The sequence below is a fragment of the Citrobacter sp. MGH105 genome (assembly GCF_001037485.2).
Lineage (GTDB): Bacteria > Pseudomonadota > Gammaproteobacteria > Enterobacterales > Enterobacteriaceae > Citrobacter > Citrobacter portucalensis.
The window spans coordinates 3517771-3536168 of record NZ_CP073048.1; the positions used below are offsets into that span (position 1 = coordinate 3517771).

Consider the following 18398-nt stretch of genomic DNA (forward strand, 5'->3'; position numbering starts at 1 on the left):
CCATCAGGTATATCAGTGCCACCAGTGGGCGATTTGCCAGCCTAATCGCGCCGCCACGCGTGCTGCTCTGCCATCATCGTCAAAGCGTGGATTAAATTCAACCATATCCACCGCCAGGAGTTTACCGCTACGACACAGAGGCTCAATCAGTCTCAGCAGCGTCGCCAACGGTACGCCAAGCGCGGCGGGGGCCGACACGCCGGGCATTTCCCACACCGGCAGCACGTCGAGGTCGATTGTCAGATAGATGACATCCAGATTGGCAATGAACTGCGCTAACTGCGCCTGCGCCGTATCGCAATGCAGATCCTCCACCACGGTAACACCGAGCCGCTGGGCCTCATCCCAAAGCGCCTGGGTGTTTGCCGCCCGACTGACGCCGATACAGGCATAGTGAAATTCACGCTGCTGTTCATCGCAAAGCTGCGCCAGCTGGCGAAATGGCGTACCGGATGTAGCTTGTTCAGCTTTGCGCAAATCGAGATGCGCATCGAAGTTGACTATCCCCACTTTCGCCTGCGGGAACGCATCCAGTACGCCCGCGCCATGCGCAAAGGCAGTTTCGTGTCCCCCGCCCAAAACAAAGGTACGCATGTTCTCCTGCTGACAGCGCTGTACCGCATTACGTAACGCCTGCTGCGCGCCCTCAAGATCGGGAGCCTGCGCCACAATATTTCCCAGATCCACCAGCCGATTGTGCCCATCATGACTGGCTAAATTCGCCAGCGCCTTGCGCAGCACATCGGGCGCTCCGGCGGCGCCCGTACGCCCCTGATTACGTTTAACGCCTTCGTCGCAGGCAAACCCGAGCAACGCTATCTGCTCGCGGTACATTTCTGGGCTAAACGTCGGGCTCAGGGTGATAGTCTGAAACAGGCGCAGCGCATTCGGCGATTCGGCGCGGTCATCACGTCCCTGCCACAGCGCAGCTGAAGCTGGTTGCCAGTTAGTCATGCTATTTGTCCTTTGAATACGCGTTGGTAGAGCGGATTGCGCCCGGGTTCATACAGGATCTCGACCGGGAGGGTTGCATCCCACACCACAAAATCGGCCACAAACCCGGCCTTCAATTGACCGTGGGTGGCATGACGCCCAAGCGCCCGAGCCGCATGACGGGTTACACCCGCCCATGCTTCTTCCGGCGTCAGGCCAAACTGGACACAAGCCATATTCATCGCCCAGTGCAGGCTGATAAACGGACTGGTACCGGGGTTAAAATCTGTCGCTACCGCCATCGGTACCTGATATTGACGCAGCAACGCTACCGGTGGGCGCTGCTGCTCTTTGAGGAAATAGAACGCGCCGGGCAGCAGCACGCCGACCGTACCGCTTTGACTCATCGCCGCCACGCCCGCTTCATCGAGGTATTCAATATGATCGGCGGATAGCCCTTGGTAGCGGCTTACCAACTGTGCGCCGCCAAGCAATGACAGTTGTTCGACATGGCCTTTAATCGGGATGCCCAGCGCCTGTGCAGCCTGAAACACCCGCTCACTCTGCGCCAACGAAAAACCAACGCTTTCACAGAACAGATCGACGGTCTCAAACAGCCCTTGTTCCCACAATTGCGGCAAAATGGTCTCACACACCAGCGTAATATAGCCGTCAGGATCATCCCGGTATTCCGCTGGAGTTGCATGCGCGGCCAACAGCGTCGGGCTGATTTCAACGATACTCTCTGCCGCCAGCGCTGCCACCACGCGCAATATTTTCTCTTCTGTCGGCAAATCCAGGCCGTAGCCGGATTTTATTTCCAGCAGCGTAACACCTTCTTTGATCAGCTGTTCCATCCGCTGATGGGCTACGTGTAAGAGTTGTTCATCCGTGGCGCTGCGGGTCGCCGATACGGTGGCATTGATCCCCCCCCCCTGAGCGCTTATCTGCTGGTAGGAGACACCATTTAGTCGCTGCTCCCACTCACCTGCGCGGTTTCCGCCAAAGACCAGATGCGTATGGCAATCAATCAGGCCTGGCGTAATCAGCCTGCCCTGCATATCAAAAGTATTGTCATGCGTGAGATATAACGATGACTCCGGGACGATATCGCGAATCTTGCCCTGGCGGACGATCAGCGCGTGACCATCCAACAGCCCATATGGGGTGCCACGTTCAGGGTCCATAGTCGCCAGACGAACATTGCGCCAGATAACATCATCAGGGAAGAATTGCTGCATTCGACTCACCACTTGTCATAGGTTGTATAGACATTTATTTTTGATTATAGGGATGTTGTCAACCTGAAGAACCATAATTGTTATCTATTTGTGATATAAAGACTCTCCGCGCCAGACATTGCTGCGATAAAAAACAACTTTTTACCTTTTCGCCTTCCCGTTTCGCTCAACTTAGTATAAAAAAGCAGGCTTTAATGGATAACTTTCAAAGCCCGGAGCAACCTGTGAACATATCATCAGTTTCCCGTCTGGCGCTGGCAATGGCTTTTGGCGTGACGCTGACCGCCTGTAGCTCTACGCCGCCCGATCAAATTCCTTCCGATCAAACCGCGCCAGGAACCTCTTCGCGCCCAATTTTGTCGGCCAATGAAGCGAAAAACTTCGTTACTGCGCACTATTTTTCCGCGCTGACGCCAAACACCGCGCCGTGGAGCCCTTCTTCTATTTCTCTGCCTGCACAGCCTGACTTCGTCGTTGGCCCGGCAGGGACTCAGGGCGTCACCCATACCAGCATTCAGGCCGCTGTTGATGCAGCAATCATCAAACGTACTAACAAACGTCAGTACATCGCGATTATGCCAGGCGAGTACCAGGGCACGGTATATATCCCGGCAGCAACAGGGAGCCTGACGCTGTACGGCATGGGCGAAAAACCGCTTGATGTGAAAATTGGCCAGGCCATTGACGGTGAAATGAGCACCGCTGACTGGCGTCGTACGGTGAACCCAGCCGGTAAATACATGCCGGGTAAACCTGCGTGGTATATGTTTGATAATTGCCAGAACAAACGCGGCACGAATATTGGCGTGATGTGTTCTGCTGTCGTCTGGTCGCAAAACAACGGGTTGCAATTGCAGAACCTGACCATCGAAAACAACCTGGGTGACAGCGTTGATGCGGGTAACCACCCGGCCGTTGCACTGCGTACCGATGGCGATAAAGTGCAGATCAACAAGGTCAATATCCTGGGCCGCCAGAATACCTTCTTCGTGACCAATAGCGGCGTACAAAACCGTCTGGAAAACGATCGCCAGCCGCGTACGCTGGTTACCAACAGCTACATTGAAGGCGATGTGGATATCGTTTCCGGTCGCGGTGCCGTAGTGTTCGATAACACCGATTTCCGCGTAGTGAACTCCCGTACCCAGCAGGAAGCCTATGTGTTCGCACCGGCTACCCTGTCAAACATCTACTACGGTTTCCTGGCGATTAATAGTCGCTTCACGGCAAGTGGCGATGGCGTGGCGCAGTTAGGCCGCTCGCTGGATGTCGATTCCAACACTAACGGTCAGGTCGTGATTCGTGACAGCGTGATTAACGAAGGCTTTAACATGGCAAAACCATGGGCTGACAGTGTTATCGCAAAACGCCCGTTTGCCGGTAATACCGGTGCGGAAGATGACAAAGGTGAAATCCAGCGTAACCTGAACGACACCAACTTCAACCGTATGTGGGAATACAACAACCGCGGTATCGGTAGCAAAGTGGTTGCTGAACCTAAGCAGTAAGCGTCATTCTCTGATGTAAACCCGGCAGATTCATGCTCTGCCGGGCAATGTGCCGGATGGCAACGAAAATCGCCCTCTCCGGCATACAATTAGTGTTACACCAAACGCGACTTATTAAAGTTAATCAAACTCCCTGCTTTAATAATTTCACGCTCTTCTGCGGTCAGACTTTCCATATACACACTGATTTCACTCACCGCACCATCATCGTGAAGCACATACGCTTCGATTTCTTTACTGCACTCATCTAACGCGCGGCGAATACCGGGAATATAGATATAGTCACCCACTTCAAATGAAGGTTGCTCTGCCATCTGGAGCGGTAGCATACCCCAGTTGATAACGTTGGAACGGTAACGCTTGGTGGCATATTCCTGGGCAATATTTGCCAGGCCGCCAATCACTCTCTGACAGCTCGCCGCCTGCTCGCGCGCCGAGCCATCGCCAGGTTTGACGGCGTAAATCATGCTACCAATCTCAGTATCCAACGGTTGCACATTTTCCTGACCGGCAATCTGTTGGATGCGTTCGAAAACTGACGCCAGTTCGCTGACATCGCCCTCCTCCACGCGCCTTTTTTCCAGCTCCGACGTCGCTTTACTTCTTCCCACATACCCAGGATCTCGTCGAGACAGCGTATATTCCGCCAGTCCTAGTGGATTAGAGCGATACGACGAGGTTTCACCGGACGGGATAAGTTCATCCGTTGTTGTCACATCATCAAGGATCTTCGAGGCCACTTTCAGCAGAATATTTTCCGTTAATGCGCCCAGTTCCGGCCAGTCTTTAATGTTCGGGCCGTAAATGAGCGGCTGCTGCGTTGCCCCTTTTACGAATCCCTGGTATACGCGACTCTTATAAGGTGCAGGATTAAACGCATAGTCTGGCACCGTATCCCAGCAGTCCAGATCCGTCGCAGCAGTGAGGAATCCTCCGTTGGCTGCCGTAGCCGCAATTGATCGCGCATCCATCAGCGCAACGGCTGACATTTGACCATTGCCCGGTTTCGAGCCTTCACGGTTAGGGAAGTTGCGCGTGGTATGGCGGATGCTAAGACCATTGTTGATTGGCGTATCGCCTGCGCCAAAGCATGGACCGCAGAATGCGGTTCTGATGACAGCCCCCGCGCCCAGTAAATCTGTAACGACACCTTTCTGTGCTAAATCCATAAACACCGGTTGTGACGAGGGGTAGACAGCAAGCGAGAAAGCATCATTACCGCAGGATTGACCACGTAATGCCTGCGCCGCAGCAATCACGTTTTCATAGTTGCCGCCCGAGCATCCAGCAATGATCCCCTGCTGTACTTTTAAGCGGCCATTTTCTACTTTATCCAACAACGAGAGGCTGGCTTTACCCTGCGCGATACGTGCAGATTCAACTTCAATCTCCCGGAGAATATCCGTCAGATTCTCATTGAGAGTATCAATCTCATAGACATTACTTGGATGGAATGGCAGCGCAATCATCGGCTTAATCGCACTCAAATCAACATGAATACAACCGTCGTACCAGGCCATAGGCTGCGGACTGAGCTGGCGATAGTCTTGTTCGCGACCGTGTAATGCCAGCCAACTGCGAGTTTCGTCATCTGTTTGCCAGACGGAGCTCAAACAGGTGGTTTCGGTGGTCATAACATCAACGCTGTTGCGAAAATCCGTTGAGAGATGGCGAATACCAGGGCCGACAAACTCCATGACCTTATTTTTGACGTAGCCATTTTTAAATACCGCGCCAATGATCGCTAACGCCACATCCTGTGGACCAACACCTGCTGGGGGTTTCCCGGTCAGATAAACGGCAACGACGTCAGGATAATCAATGTCCCAGGTGTCGTTTAGCAGCTGCTTGACCAGCTCACCGCCCCCCTCTCCTACCGCCATCGTACCCAATGCGCCGTAACGTGTATGGCTGTCTGAGCCAAGGATCATTTTGCCGCCGCCCGCCATCATTTCACGCATGTATTGATGGATAACAGCAATATGTGGCGGCACAAAGATTCCGCCGTAACGCTGTGCCGCAGACAGACCAAACATATGATCGTCACCATTAATAGTTCCCCCTACTGCACATAATGAGTTATGGCAGTTAGTCAGAACATACGGCAGCGGAAAACGTTCCATACCAGAGGCTTTTGCAGTCTGAATAATACCGACAAAGGTAATATCGTGTGAGGCTAATGAATCAAACTTAATTTTAAGCTTATTCATATCACCGGACGTATTATGTGCGGAGAGAATCGACCACGCTATAGTTCCTTTTTTCGCATCCTCTTTGCAGATATGCCCTGGCAAAGAATCCTCAGCTACAACTTCATTATTATCGGAGAGATAAACTCCTTTTTCATACAACGTAATCATTTGATACTCCGTAATCCCGTACTTATATTAGTGCGCAGTCAATTAATAATTTGAATCTGGCTTATGGTTTACAGCATGTTCCAGTTAATCAACATGCTCCACCACCACACGCCCAGGGTGATATGGACAATAAAGGTCAGTAAGGTCAGCATGCCCCCCACCAGCCACCACGATTTAATATCGTTATAGCCAACGCCAAAAATAACCGGACCCGCGGCGCCGCCATAATGGGTGACCATTCCACCATAAGAGTTAGAGAAGAGTAATGCCAGCGCGGTTAACATCAATGGTGCGCCGGAGACATTCGCCAGCATGGCAAATACCGGCATCATTGCCACAATATATGCACTGCCTGAGGCAAAGAAATATCGAACGATAATGCTCAGGAACAAAATAACGAAGAACGCCACATTGCCGTGATTACCAAAGTCGAGGTTGTTTTTGAATAGTTCGGCTAACCAGTCAAAGAATTTCACTTTCGATAATAACGAACTTAACCCGATAATACCGCCATACCAGATTAAGGTATTCCAGCCGCCCTTATTTTTAACCACATCATCCCAGGTAACCACGCCTAACAAAAGCATCATACCCATTACGACAATCGCTACCGTTGATTCATCAACGCTAAGGCTTTTACTGAAAATCCATCCCAATAACGCAAGGACGAAGATACCCAGCAGCATTTTTTCGCGCCCTTTCATTGGCCCTAAATCCTGAAGCCCGGCTTTAGCAATAGTTTTGTTATCAACCTTTTTAATTTCAGGGGGATACATAAAATAGATAACTAAAGGCGTTACCAACAGCATAACCAGTCCAGGCAAAGCTGCTGCAAGTGCCCATCCCCCCCAGCTCAGTTGTAAATGACAGATATCATTGATCATCTTCAACGCCAGAATGTTTCCTGCCATCGCAGTAAAAAACATATAGCTGGTCGTTTTGGTAACCATATAGACCGTCATCATCAGGTAGTGACCGACACGGCGCGGGCTCTTATCTGGCTCAGAGCCCAGCGCCACCGCCACGCTATTGATAATGGGCAATACAATTCCTCCCGCTCGCGCGGTATTTGACGGTGTTGCCGGAGCTAATACCAGATCAAGGAATACGGTCACATAGCCAAGACCAAGCGTGGTGTTACCAATTTTACCGATCAGAATATAAGCAATGCGCTTACCCAGCCCCGTCGTCACAAAAGCAGCACTTAACGTAAATGCCGAGAAAACCAACCACGTAGTACCGGAAGCATAACCGCTCAACACACTGCTGGTTTTCAGTACCCCGTGGCCTAAATTTCCGACAACTACCATAGAGGCGGCAACGGCAATCAGTAACACCACCGGTTCAGGAAACGGTTTGATCACCAGTCCGACAATGGCCGCAAGATAAATACCAAACAGCACCCACGCTAGTTCACTTAATCCCGCTGGGGCAGGAATCAAACCAATAATACAGGGGATCGCTAATATTAAAATTAGCTTCCATAATGATTTAACGTTCATTTATTAATCCTGAATAATCTGTACAGGCAATACAGTATTTTCGTTTTTCTGCGATCGCAGAGAAATGAGGCCAATGCTGTCAGGGAAGGAAAACATCACCAGCGAATATTTTTCTGGCGGTCCGAATAACCGAAGCTCTGATAGTTTCAGGTTCATCCCCTTTATTGGTTAAATGAATATCAAGAGTGCCGCCAGGATGTTCGATAGTGATATTCCCGTAATGCGCCCCCGCCGTTACCTGACGCGAAACAGTACCGTTAATGACACAGCTGCTGGCGATAGCTATCGCCCCGGTAATCGCCAGCGCTTTATGGCAAGAGTGCGGCATAAAATAACGAACATTAATTTCGCCGTCGTGTTGAGGTGCAGAGATGAGAATCGGTTTTGGGAGAACCTTATTGCTGACATCACCCAGCCCCATAGCTTCACCGGCCTGTAAACGAATAGACTCAATGCGCGACAATAATTCATTGTCTGCATCCAGTTCTTCCGCTGATTCATAGCCCGTTTTCCCAAGGTATTCGGCAGGAATAATTACGACAGGTGTCGCCATATCCATACAGGTCACCGGAACTGAGTTGATATAATCGATGTGTTGGCCCGTCGGAAAAATATGCCCGGTTTTAGAACCTGCGGCATTAAGAAACGTCAACGCAATAGGGGCCGATGTTCCCGGGACACCGTCAATTCTTACCGTTCCTTCATACTCAACAACACCATGCGGCGTCTGTATATCAGCTTCGATAAACGTGTTGGTGTTCACATTGCGAATGCGTACGCGGGTGGTCGGCGTAGAAGCAGCAATCAACCCCTTTTCAATAGCAAACGCACCAACGGCGGAAAGCATATTGCCACAGTTGGGTGTGGTATCGACCCGTTGCTCATGTACCAGTACCTGAGCAAATAAATAATCGATATCAGCGTTGGGGTCGTTTGAAAGACTAATAATCGCGACTTTACTGGTTAACGGATTGCCACCGCCAATGCCATCTATTTCCAACGCATTGCCAGAACCCATAATCCCAATCAATATTTCATCCCGCTGTTTTTCTTCTTCTGGTAAATCTTGTGCTAATAAAAATGCACCCCTGGAGGTTCCTCCACGCATCATAACGCAAGGTATTTTTTTCATAACAATGCTCTCAATATTATTTCCACTACATACATGGTTGCATGTCATGAATAGGGTGGCTAATGACTTTGTTTGTGTGATTAGTGATTTATTTTTATTAATTAAAATTTATGAATTGCGGATACACTGGACACTTTCATCTTAGACAGGGGCTTCCCTGATTGAGTCCGGAGTCAAAATGAAACACGAGTTATCGAGCATGAAGGCATTTGTTACGTTGGCAGAGTCCGATTCTTTTAACAATGCCGCCAAGTTACTCAATATTACGCAACCTGCATTAACGCGCAGGATTAAAAAAATGGAAGAGTATTTACACACCCAGCTATTTGAAAGAACAACTCGCAAAGTCACATTAACAAAAGCGGGGGCAATGCTTTTACCTGAAGCCAGAGAATTAATTAGAGCGTTGGATGAGACCATTTTTAACATCAGTGAAATGAATGTTCATCATCACGGCATAGTGACATTAGCCTGTATTCCTACCGCGGTTTTCTATTTCTTGCCGTTGGCAATTGGAAAATTTAATGAACGATATCCCAATATCAAAGTGCGAATTATTGAACAAGGTACGAATAATTGTATGGAATCCGTACTTTGTAATGAGGCAGATTTTGGAATAAACATGAACAACATCACAAATTCCTCTATCGAGTTCACTCCACTGGTTAATGAACCGTTTGTTCTGGCTTGTCGACGCGATCATCCGCTCGCGAGTAAGCAGTTGGTTGAGTGGCAAGAATTGCTGAATTACAAACTGATAGGCGTTCGTTCCTCAAGCGGTAACCGATTATTGATTGAACAACATTTGTCCGACAAACCGTGGAAGTTGAACTGGTTTTACGAGGTTCGTCATCTGTCCACTTCGCTGGGTCTGGTTGAAGCTGGACTAGGTGTTTCCGCATTACCAGGGTTAGCAATGCCGCAAACGCCGCATCCAACGCTGATAGGGATCCCACTGGTTGAGCCTGTGATTAGACGCACGCTGGGAGTTATTCGGCGTAAAGACGCTATCCTCTCCCCTCCCGCTGAACGTTTCTTCTCTCTTCTACTTAATTTATGGGCAGATGATACAGATAGCCTTTGGACATCTGTGGCTAAGTGTCAGGAAAACATGTCGTTTGCTAAATAAGCAAAAAAAATCCGCAATCTTCACAAGATTGCGGATCGTTTATAACGCCTGGCGTTTTAGTACGCGTTAACAACCACCCACATCGGGCCTTGTCCTACCGCGTAACGACCTTTCTCCGTCAACAGTCCTTGTTCGCCAGCAATCTCGTATACCGCGATATGGTGCGATTTTTGCCCGGCTGCAATCAGGTATTTACCTCTGTTATCGATATTAAAACCGCGCGGCTGAGTTTCGGTAGGCTGGAAACCTTCTTTGGTCAGCACGCTGCCATCTTCAGAGACGCTAAAGACCGTAATCAGGCTGGCGGTACGATCACAGGCATACAGATGACGACCATCCGGTGTGATGTGAATATCTGCTGCCCAACGGGTATCCGCGAAATCAGCAGGCATCATATCCAGTGTCTGCACACACTCAATCTTGCCGTACGGATCTTTCAGCTCCCAGACATCAACAGAGCTGTTCAGTTCATTCACGCAGTAGGCATATTGCTTATTCGGATGGAACGCCATATGACGCGGGCCCGCGCCTTCAACGGTGGTCACTTCAGCTGGTTCCTGCGCAACCAGATGGCCATCATCGCTAACGTCAAACAGGCAGATACGATCCTGTTTCAACGCCGGAACCCACAGGGTACGGTTATCCGGAGAGATGTTGGCTGAGTGGCAACCATCCAGACCTTCTACCACGTCAACCAGTTCCACCGGCAGGCCATCTTCCAGACGCGTGACGCTAACGCTACCCGCGTTATAAGAGCCTACGAACACGAAACGTCCCTGATGATCGGTAGAAATATGCGTCGGGCTACCCGGCAGCGCAGACTCTGCCGCGAAGGTCAGCGCTCCGTCATCAGGCGCAATACGATAAGCCAACACGCGAAACTCCGGGCGCACACCAACATAGAGGTAACGCTTATCCGGGCTGACGACCATCGGCTGTACCTGACCCGGTACATCAACCACCTGCGTCAGCGTCAGAGAACCATCGTGATTCAGGCTCCAGACGTGGATTTGCTGACTTTCAGGGCTGGCGGTATAAACGGTTTGCTTCATGAATACTCCTTTGCTTTTTGGCAGGTGGCTGCAATTGCCTGACACACGCCTAAGGTAGACGCTTTTAACGGTGAATGCTTAATTAAGGCTCAGAATTTTGTCCGGCTCCCGTCTCGGTGTACCATTCCAGCAGACAAAATTCTCAACCTTAATCTGGAAAAAACTATGACCGCACGCGTGATTGCCCTGGATTTAGACGGTACCCTGTTGACCCCGAAAAAAACCTTGCTGCCATCCTCCCTCGAAGCGCTCTCGCGCGCCAGAGAAGCAGGCTACCAACTTATCATTGTCACAGGTCGCCATCACGTTGCTATTCATCCTTTTTATCAGGCACTGGCGCTGGATACACCTGCAATTTGCTGTAACGGTACCTACTTGTATGATTATCAGGCAAAAAAGGTACTGGAATCCGATCCCCTCCCGGTTGACCAGGCATTACAGCTGATCGAAATGCTGGATGAACATCAGATCCACGGGCTGATGTATGTGGATGAGGCCATGCTGTATGAGCGCCCAACCGGGCATGTGGTGCGTACCGCTAACTGGGCACAAACTCTGCCGCCGGAACAGCGCCCGACCTTCACCCAGGTTCCTTCGCTGGCGCAGGCCGCGCATGACGTTAACGCCGTCTGGAAATTTGCCCTGACCGATGAAGATATTCCGAAATTGCAGCAGTTTGGTCGGCACGTCGAGCAACAGCTGGGACTGGAGTGTGAATGGTCCTGGCACGATCAGGTCGACATTGCCCGTAAAGGCAACAGCAAAGGACGACGCCTGACCCAGTGGATTGAAGCACAGGGCGGGTCAATGGAAAACGTGATTGCCTTTGGCGATAACTTTAACGACATCAGCATGCTGGAAGCCGCAGGTACCGGAGTGGCGATGGGCAACGCGGATGACGCGGTCAAAGCCCGCGCCAACATCGTGATTGGTGACAACACCACAGACAGCATTGCGAAATTTATCTACTCCCACCTGCTGTAATCAGGCGGTAATCGATACGCTCTTAATTTGCGCGTACAGCCACAGGCCAGGTTTGATACCCAGTTCATCCCTGGCCCACGGGCTGATCCTTGCCCACAGCGTCTTACCGCCCACCTCAAGCTGAACTTCCACCTGACCGTTATCGTCATAACATTGCGCGACTTTTGCCCGGAGAACGTTACGAATACTGGTCTGCTGGGGGGGTTGGAGCACCAGTGAAACATCAGAGGCCTGAATACGAATACGCAGCGCGGTTTGCAGCGGTTGCTCCAGCTTATTGACCCACAGATGCTGATCGCCGAGCGCCAGCGCGGTCATCGCATAGTGTGGATGATGTTCCAGCACGCTGACTTTCAGAATACTGCTTTGCTGTTCCTTAGGCAGCCAGGGGTGCATCACGCTGCTACCCCAGACATCTTCCAGCGAACCAAACGCTTTGACCTGCCCGTTCTCCAGCACCATCACTTTATCCGCCAGGTGCAAAATCTCATCAAGCGAGTGGCTGACATACAGCATCGGAATATTGATTTCACGTGCAAGGCGTTGCAGGTAAGGCAGCAGTTCGCGTTTACGCGGTATATCCAGTGAGGCTAACGGCTCATCAAGCAGCAATAACTCAGGCGCGGTCAGCAGCGCCCGACCGATGGCGACACGCTGCTTTTCACCGCCAGAAAGACCGCCAGGCAGACGGTCAAGCAGCGGTTCAATGCCCAACAACGCCACCAGCTTATCAAACTGTCCGGCCATGCTTTTCGCCATTCCGTAACGCAGGTTGCCGCGCACTTTATAGTGCGGGAACAGGCGCGCATCCTGGAAAACATAGCCCACCCGGCGTTTTTCCGGCGTTAAACAGATACCGTTCTCGACGTCGTTTAAGACCCGACCGTTGAGCACGATGCGTCCGGACTGCGGCTGCGTCAGGCCGCTGATGGCGTTAATCAGTGAGGTTTTACCCGCACCGGAAACGCCAAAAATAGCGGTGATGCCGCTGGCTGGCAGCGTTTCGTTGAGCGTCAGGCAATGCGTCCCCAGCGCCTGGGAGAAATTGAGTTCCAGCATAATTATCGCCCCGTCCGCTCACGGCTAATACGCGCCAGCCATTCAGAAATCAGCAGCGAAATCAGCGCTAAAACAATAGAAATGATACACAATCTCGCCGCCGCGCTTTCGCCGCCGGGAGTCTGGATCAGGGTATACATCGCCGAAGGAATGGTGCGGGTTTCACCAGGAATGTTGGAAACAAAAGTAATGGTTGCGCCGAATTCCCCGAGGGAACGCGCGAACGCCAGCACCGTACCGACAATAATGCCGGGCAGCATCAGCGGTAGCGTAATGGTCATGAATACACGCCAGCGTCCGGCTCCCAGCGTGCGGGCCGCCTGCTCCAGCTTGACGTCGACACCTTCCAGCGCCAGACGAATTGCCCGTACCATCAGAGGAAAAGACATCACCGCTGCAGCCAGTACCGCACCGCGCCAGCTAAAGGCAAAGGTAATGCCAAACCAGTCGTACAACCATTCGCCAATGAATCCGCGCCGCCCCATGGCGACCAACAGCAGATAGCCTACCACGACCGGCGGCAGAACCAGCGGCAAATGCAGAACGCTGTCGAGCAGCGCTTTGCCCGGGAACTTGCATCGCACAAGCAGCCAGGCAAAGAAGATCCCAAACGGCAAACTAAACAATACAGCCAGGGAAGAAACTTTCAGGCTCAGGATGACTGCCTGCCATTCAGGATCGGTCAGTATCATTACTTGGTCGTAAATCCATAACGTTTAAAGATTTCAGCAGCCTGCGGTCCTTTCAGGTAATCATAGAACGCGCTAACCGTTGCGTTTTTGTGCCCATCAACAATCGCGATAGGGTATTCCACTTTTTTGTGCGAATCTTCCGGGAAAGTCGCAACAACTTTTACGCCCTTACTGGCGACAGCATCGGAACCATAGACGATCCCCAGCGGCGCTTCGTTACGTTCTACCAGCGCCAGCGCACCGCGAACATCTTCCGCAGGTGCCAGTTTCGGCGCCAGAGTATCCCATGCGCCCAATTTTTGCAGTGCTTCCTTGGCATAAATGCCTGCCGGAACATGTTCCGGATCGCCGACAGCCAGGCGTCCACCGTTCAACAGACTGGCCCAGTTGGTTTTGCTGTCAATGGTGAAGTCTTTCTGCGCGCTGGCTTTCGGCGCAACCACCACCAGACTGTTACCCAACAGCGTTTCACGCGATGCGGTATCAATCGACTTCTTGTCTACCGCGTAGTCCATCCATTTCTGATCGGCAGAAATAAACAGATCGGCCGGTGCGCCTGCTTCAATCTGACGCGCCAGCGTGGAAGAAGAAGCAAAAGAGGAGACAACATCAACGTTCTTCTCTTTTTTATATTGCGTTGCAATGTCCTGCATCGCGTTGGTCAGCGAAGCCGCTGCAAAAACGGTAATCTTTCCTTCATCCGCCAGCGCATGCCCGGCAACGGTAAGAGAAAGTGTTGCCCCTGCAAACAAGCGTAACCATGTACGTGCCATCTGTAACTCCTTTGCGTTTCGTTATGTAGGCGCAAATATAACGAGTAAACCAGGATTTTCCCAGTGGTTATTGATACCAATTAGAGGTTACACAAAGAAAATATCGGCAGGGAAAGCAAGATCTTGAGAAAACGAGTTGGCAGGCAAAAAATATAAACGCCCGACTGAGCGGGCGTTTGGGGAATCAATGATTCTGTCTGGACTGGTCTTTCTGACCGATAGAGGAGAAGATGTTGAACACTTCACCCAGTCCGTAAATCAGCCCCAGGATGACAGCCATCACCACAGGAACCATAATTACGGCGAATACCAGACTTTTCAATAACTCTAACATGGTCAACTCCAGATATAGTCCTTAGTTGTATTCTAACCACATAACACAGAAAAGCACTCCCCTTTTGTGCGGTTGGCTTTGCGCGCGCGCGGTTTTCCGTCACAATACCCCTTTTGCCAGGAGCTTGTGATGCAGGCCGAAATCCTTCTTACGCTGAAACTTCAGCAAAAACTGTTTGCCGATCCCCGTCGCATTTCTCTGCTTAAGCACATTGCGCTTTCCGGCTCCATCAGTCAGGGCGCGAAGGATGCAGGTATCAGCTATAAAAGCGCCTGGGATGCGATTAACGAAATGAATCAGCTCAGCGAGCAGACGCTGGTTGAGCGCGCCACTGGCGGCAAAGGCGGCGGCGGCGCGGTATTAACGCGCTACGGCCAACGCTTAATCCAGTTGTATGATTTATTGGCGCAAATCCAACAGAAAGCCTTCGATGTTTTGAGCGATGACGACGCACTGCCGCTCAATAGCCTGCTGGCGGCGATCTCTCGCTTTTCGCTGCAAACCAGCGCCCGTAACCAGTGGTTTGGCACCATTACCGCCCGCGACCACGATCAGGTTCAACAGCATGTCGACGTGCTGCTGGCGGATGGCGAAACGCGCCTGAAAGTGGCAATCACTGCACAAAGCGGCGAGCGTCTCGGGCTTGAGGAAGGCAAAGAAGTACTGATTCTGTTGAAAGCGCCATGGGTGGGAATCACTCAGGACGACGCGATCGCTCAGGCCGCCGATAACCAGTTGCAGGGCACGATTAGCCATATCGAACGCGGAGCGGAGCAGTGTGAAGTGTTGATGACCTTGCCAGACGGCCAGACGCTGTGCGCGACTTTGCCGATAGAGCAGGCCCACACATTCACGGAAGGCGCTAACGTCACAGCATATTTTAATGCGGACAGGGTGATTATCGCCACACTGTGCTGAGTTAATTGACATCAGCCTGAAGAACACGTATCCCTGTTATTCATCGCTGCAAATAATGGGATACAAAATGTCATCGTTGCAAATTTCGCAAGGCACGTTTCGTCTTAGCGACACAAAAACGCTCCAGTTAGATGCGTTGACGTTAAACGCGGGTGATAGCTGGGCGTTTGTTGGCTCTAACGGCAGCGGGAAATCTGCGCTGGCCCGCGCGCTGGCGGGCGAGTTACCGCTTCTGAAAGGCGAACGTCACTGTCAGTTCACACGTATTACCCGACTCTCTTTTGAGCAGCTACAAAAGCTGGTCAGCGACGAGTGGCAGCGAAACAACACCGATCTTCTTAGTCCCGGTGAAGACGACACCGGGCGCACTACCGCAGAAATCATTCAGGACGAAGTTCACGACCCCGCCCGCTGCGCTGCACTGGCGCAGCAGTTTAGCATTTCATCCCTACTTAACAGGCGTTTCAAATACCTTTCCACCGGTGAAACGCGCAAAACCCTACTCTGCCAGGCATTAATGTCCACACCGGATTTACTGATCCTTGATGAACCCTTTGACGGGCTGGACGTGGCGTCCCGTCGCCAGTTAGCAGAGTTGCTCGCTGAGTTGCACCGGGCCGGTTTAACGTTGGTACTGGTGCTTAATCGCTTTGATGAAATTCCTGAGTTCGTGCAGTTTGCCGGCGTACTTGCCGACTGCACGCTGACGGAAACCGGTGCAAAACCCGACCTTCTGCAACAGGCATTAATCGCTCAGCTTGCCCATAGCGAGCGGCTGGAAGGCATCCAGTTACCCGAACCGGATGAGCCTTCGGTGCGCCACACGCTGTCAGATAACGAGCCGCGCATTGTGCTTAACGACGGCACCGTCTCGTATAACGATCGCCCTATCCTGCATCATCTGAGCTGGCGGGTAAATCCGGGGGAACACTGGCAAATCATCGGCCCCAACGGTGCGGGGAAATCAACCCTGCTCAGTTTAATCACCGGCGATCATCCCCAGGGATATAGCAACGACCTGACCCTGTTTGGCCGCCGCCGGGGCAGCGGTGAAACTATCTGGGATATCAAAAAACATATTGGCTATGTCAGCAGCAGCCTGCATCTGGATTACCGGGTAAGCACGACAGTTCGCAACGTTATTCTCTCCGGTTATTTCGATTCAATCGGCATTTATCAGGCCGTCTCCGACAGGCAGCACAAGCTGGTACAACAGTGGCTGGATATTCTGGGCATCGATAAACATACCGCGGATGCACCATTTCATAGTCTTTCCTGGGGGCAGCAGCGGCTGGCATTGATTGTTCGTGCACTGGTGAAACATCCTACGTTGCTGATCCTCGATGAACCGTTGCAAGGATTAGATCCGCTCAACCGTCAACTGATCCGTCGGTTTGTGGATGTCCTGATCGGTGAAGGTGAAACTCAGCTTTTGTTTGTCTCTCATCACGCCGAAGATGCCCCTGCCTGCATTACCCATCGGCTAGAGTTTGTACCCGAGGGTGATATCTACGCCTATCGACAAACCTCTCTGCGTTAATTTTCATGCCAGGGCGTTTATCACGCCCTTTTTTCTGTTTTTTTTTCAGACAAGTGCTGAAATAACAACCTAACATAATGATTTATAATAAAGTAACTGGCAGTATCGAGTGAAAACACTGGAGTGTAAACGATTCCACTAATTTATTCCGTGTCACACTTTTCGCATCTTTGTTATGCTATGGTTATTGCATACCATAGGCTTAACGGAGCGAATTATGAGAGTATTGGTTACAGGTGGTAGCGGTTACATTGGAAGCCACACTTGCGTGCAGTTGCTGAAAAACGGTCACGAAGTGGTGATCCTGGACAATCTCTGCAACAGCAAGCGCAGCGTACTGCCCGTCATTGAGCGTTTAGGCGGCAAGCATCCGACCTTCGTGGAAGGAGACATCCGTAACGAAGCGCTGATAACCGAAATTCTGCACGATCATGCCATTGATACGGTCATCCATTTTGCCGGTTTAAAAGCCGTTGGAGAATCCGTTGCCAAACCGCTGGAGTACTATGACAACAACGTCAACGGCACTCTGCGTCTGGTGAATGCAATGCGCGCTGCTAACGTGAAAAACTTCATTTTCAGCTCCTCCGCGACCGTCTATGGCGATCAGCCGCAAATTCCTTACGTTGAAAGCTTCCCCACCGGCACGCCGCAAAGTCCGTACGGCAAAAGCAAGCTGATGGTGGAACAGATCCTGACCGATCTGCAAAAAGCACAGCCCGACTGGAGCATTGCCCTGCTGCGCTACTTTAACCCGGTTGGCGCTCATCCATCGGGAGATATGGGGGAAGATCCGCAAGGTATTCCAAACAACCTGATGCCTTACATCGCGCAGGTTGCCGTTGGCCGTCGCGAATCTCTTGCCATATTTGGCAATGACTACCCTACTGAAGATGGTACCGGCGTACGCGACTACATCCACGTGATGGATCTCGCCGACGGCCATGTTGCTGCCATGGAAAAACTGGCGGGCAAACAGGGCGTACATATTTACAACCTCGGTGCAGGCATCGGCAGCAGCGTGCTGGACGTGGTCAACGCCTTCAGCAAAGCTTGCGGTAAACCGGTGAATTACCATTTCGCCCCGCGCCGTGATGGCGATCTTCCGGCCTACTGGGCGGATGCCAGCAAAGCCGATCGCGAGCTCAACTGGCGCGTGACCCGCACACTGGATGAAATGGCACAAGATACCTGGCACTGGCAGTCACGCCACCCGCAGGGATATTCGGATTAAGGACCAA

Annotated in this window: 16 protein-coding genes; 6 read left to right on the forward strand and 10 right to left on the reverse strand. The window is 51.5% G+C overall.

Annotated features, from left to right (window positions below):
* Positions 1-12 precede the first annotated feature (12 nt).
* Both hutG and hutI read right to left on the reverse strand, forming a co-directional pair.
* Positions 13-954 (reverse strand): formimidoylglutamase, encoded by a 942-nt coding sequence (gene hutG, locus SK35_RS17055; protein WP_048214640.1) that lies wholly within the window; start codon positions 952-954, stop codon positions 13-15.
* Complete coding sequence (gene hutI / locus SK35_RS17060) at positions 951-2174, reverse strand: imidazolonepropionase (protein WP_048214641.1); 1224 nt, start codon at positions 2172-2174, stop codon at positions 951-953. The genes hutG and hutI overlap by 4 nt, the downstream gene beginning before the upstream one ends.
* A gap of 224 nt (positions 2175-2398) precedes the next feature.
* Between hutI and SK35_RS17065 the strand changes: the two genes are divergently transcribed.
* A complete protein-coding gene (locus SK35_RS17065; protein WP_048216339.1) occupies positions 2399-3682 on the forward strand; it encodes a putative acyl-CoA thioester hydrolase in 1284 nt (427 codons plus the stop codon).
* A gap of 95 nt (positions 3683-3777) precedes the next feature.
* On the opposite strand, the gene SK35_RS17070 is transcribed toward SK35_RS17065, so the two are convergent.
* From SK35_RS17070 to SK35_RS17080, 3 genes are all read right to left on the reverse strand, one after another.
* Positions 3778-6042 carry a hydratase gene (locus SK35_RS17070; protein WP_048214642.1) on the reverse strand — a complete coding sequence of 755 codons (2265 nt, stop codon included), beginning with the start codon at positions 6040-6042 and terminating at the stop codon, positions 3778-3780.
* A 68-nt stretch (positions 6043-6110) separates the two neighbouring features.
* Positions 6111-7544, reverse strand: coding sequence for an anion permease (locus SK35_RS17075; protein WP_048214643.1), 1434 nt, complete (start codon positions 7542-7544; stop codon positions 6111-6113).
* Positions 7545-7623: 79 nt separating this feature from the next.
* A complete protein-coding gene (locus SK35_RS17080) occupies positions 7624-8676 on the reverse strand; it encodes a 4-oxalomesaconate tautomerase (RefSeq protein WP_048214644.1) in 1053 nt (350 codons plus the stop codon).
* Positions 8677-8854: 178 nt separating this feature from the next.
* Here SK35_RS17080 and SK35_RS17085 point away from each other — a divergent pair, with 178 nt between their 5' ends.
* Positions 8855-9805, forward strand: coding sequence for a LysR family transcriptional regulator (locus SK35_RS17085; protein ID WP_048214645.1), 951 nt, complete (start codon positions 8855-8857; stop codon positions 9803-9805).
* 56 nt (positions 9806-9861) lie between these two features.
* Here SK35_RS17085 and pgl read toward each other — a convergent pair whose 3' ends face one another.
* On the reverse strand, positions 9862-10857 hold the full coding sequence (pgl, locus tag SK35_RS17090) for a 6-phosphogluconolactonase (RefSeq protein ID WP_020996535.1): 996 nt from the start codon (positions 10855-10857) through the stop codon (positions 9862-9864).
* A 165-nt stretch (positions 10858-11022) separates the two neighbouring features.
* On the opposite strand from pgl, the gene SK35_RS17095 reads away from it, so the two are divergent.
* Complete coding sequence (locus SK35_RS17095; RefSeq protein ID WP_008784170.1) at positions 11023-11841, forward strand: pyridoxal phosphatase; 819 nt, start codon at positions 11023-11025, stop codon at positions 11839-11841.
* On the opposite strand, the gene modC is transcribed toward SK35_RS17095, so the two are convergent.
* The 4 genes from modC to SK35_RS17115 all read right to left on the reverse strand — a co-directional run bounded on the left by modC (position 11842) and on the right by SK35_RS17115 (position 14699).
* Positions 11842-12900 carry a molybdenum ABC transporter ATP-binding protein ModC gene (modC, locus tag SK35_RS17100; protein ID WP_048214646.1) on the reverse strand — a complete coding sequence of 353 codons (1059 nt, stop codon included), beginning with the start codon at positions 12898-12900 and terminating at the stop codon, positions 11842-11844.
* Positions 12901-12902: 2 nt separating this feature from the next.
* Positions 12903-13592, reverse strand: coding sequence for a molybdate ABC transporter permease subunit (modB, locus tag SK35_RS17105; protein WP_008784169.1), 690 nt, complete (start codon positions 13590-13592; stop codon positions 12903-12905).
* Complete coding sequence (gene modA, locus SK35_RS17110; protein WP_048214647.1) at positions 13592-14365, reverse strand: molybdate ABC transporter substrate-binding protein; 774 nt, start codon at positions 14363-14365, stop codon at positions 13592-13594. Before modA ends, modB begins: the two co-directional genes overlap by 1 nt.
* Before the next feature lie 184 nt (positions 14366-14549).
* Positions 14550-14699 carry an AcrZ family multidrug efflux pump-associated protein gene (locus tag SK35_RS17115; protein ID WP_020996536.1) on the reverse strand — a complete coding sequence of 50 codons (150 nt, stop codon included), beginning with the start codon at positions 14697-14699 and terminating at the stop codon, positions 14550-14552.
* Positions 14700-14828: 129 nt separating this feature from the next.
* Here SK35_RS17115 and modE point away from each other — a divergent pair, with 129 nt between their 5' ends.
* From modE to galE, 3 genes are all read left to right on the forward strand, one after another.
* Positions 14829-15617 (forward strand): molybdenum-dependent transcriptional regulator, encoded by a 789-nt coding sequence (modE, locus tag SK35_RS17120; RefSeq protein WP_048214648.1) that lies wholly within the window; start codon positions 14829-14831, stop codon positions 15615-15617.
* A 67-nt stretch (positions 15618-15684) separates the two neighbouring features.
* A complete protein-coding gene (gene modF / locus SK35_RS17125) occupies positions 15685-17157 on the forward strand; it encodes a molybdate ABC transporter ATP-binding protein ModF (protein ID WP_048214649.1) in 1473 nt (490 codons plus the stop codon).
* Positions 17158-17374: 217 nt separating this feature from the next.
* The gene (galE, locus tag SK35_RS17130; protein ID WP_003831462.1) at positions 17375-18391 is read left to right on the forward strand and encodes a UDP-glucose 4-epimerase GalE; all 1017 of its coding nucleotides are present in this window, start codon (positions 17375-17377) and stop codon (positions 18389-18391) included.
* Positions 18392-18398 lie beyond the last annotated feature (7 nt).

Bases quoted from the DNA above. Each gene is read 5' to 3' on its own strand.
- SK35_RS17095 (WP_008784170.1), top strand. From the start codon at position 11,023: ATGACCGCACGCGTGATTGCCCTGGATTTAGACGGTACCCTGTTGACC.
- SK35_RS17075 (WP_048214643.1), bottom strand. From the start codon at position 7,544: ATGAACGTTAAATCATTATGGAAGCTAATTTTAATATTAGCGATCCCC.
- modF (WP_048214649.1), top strand. From the start codon at position 15,685: ATGTCATCGTTGCAAATTTCGCAAGGCACGTTTCGTCTTAGCGACACA.
- hutI (WP_048214641.1), bottom strand. From the start codon at position 2,174: ATGCAGCAATTCTTCCCTGATGATGTTATCTGGCGCAATGTTCGTCTG.
- modB (WP_008784169.1), bottom strand. From the start codon at position 13,592: ATGATACTGACCGATCCTGAATGGCAGGCAGTCATCCTGAGCCTGAAA.
- SK35_RS17070 (WP_048214642.1), bottom strand. From the start codon at position 6,042: ATGATTACGTTGTATGAAAAAGGAGTTTATCTCTCCGATAATAATGAA.
- hutG (WP_048214640.1), bottom strand. From the start codon at position 954: ATGACTAACTGGCAACCAGCTTCAGCTGCGCTGTGGCAGGGACGTGAT.
- modC (WP_048214646.1), bottom strand. From the start codon at position 12,900: ATGCTGGAACTCAATTTCTCCCAGGCGCTGGGGACGCATTGCCTGACG.
- galE (WP_003831462.1), top strand. From the start codon at position 17,375: ATGAGAGTATTGGTTACAGGTGGTAGCGGTTACATTGGAAGCCACACT.
- pgl (WP_020996535.1), bottom strand. From the start codon at position 10,857: ATGAAGCAAACCGTTTATACCGCCAGCCCTGAAAGTCAGCAAATCCAC.
- modE (WP_048214648.1), top strand. From the start codon at position 14,829: ATGCAGGCCGAAATCCTTCTTACGCTGAAACTTCAGCAAAAACTGTTT.
- modA (WP_048214647.1), bottom strand. From the start codon at position 14,365: ATGGCACGTACATGGTTACGCTTGTTTGCAGGGGCAACACTTTCTCTT.
- SK35_RS17115 (WP_020996536.1), bottom strand. From the start codon at position 14,699: ATGTTAGAGTTATTGAAAAGTCTGGTATTCGCCGTAATTATGGTTCCT.
- SK35_RS17080 (WP_048214644.1), bottom strand. From the start codon at position 8,676: ATGAAAAAAATACCTTGCGTTATGATGCGTGGAGGAACCTCCAGGGGT.
- SK35_RS17085 (WP_048214645.1), top strand. From the start codon at position 8,855: ATGAAACACGAGTTATCGAGCATGAAGGCATTTGTTACGTTGGCAGAG.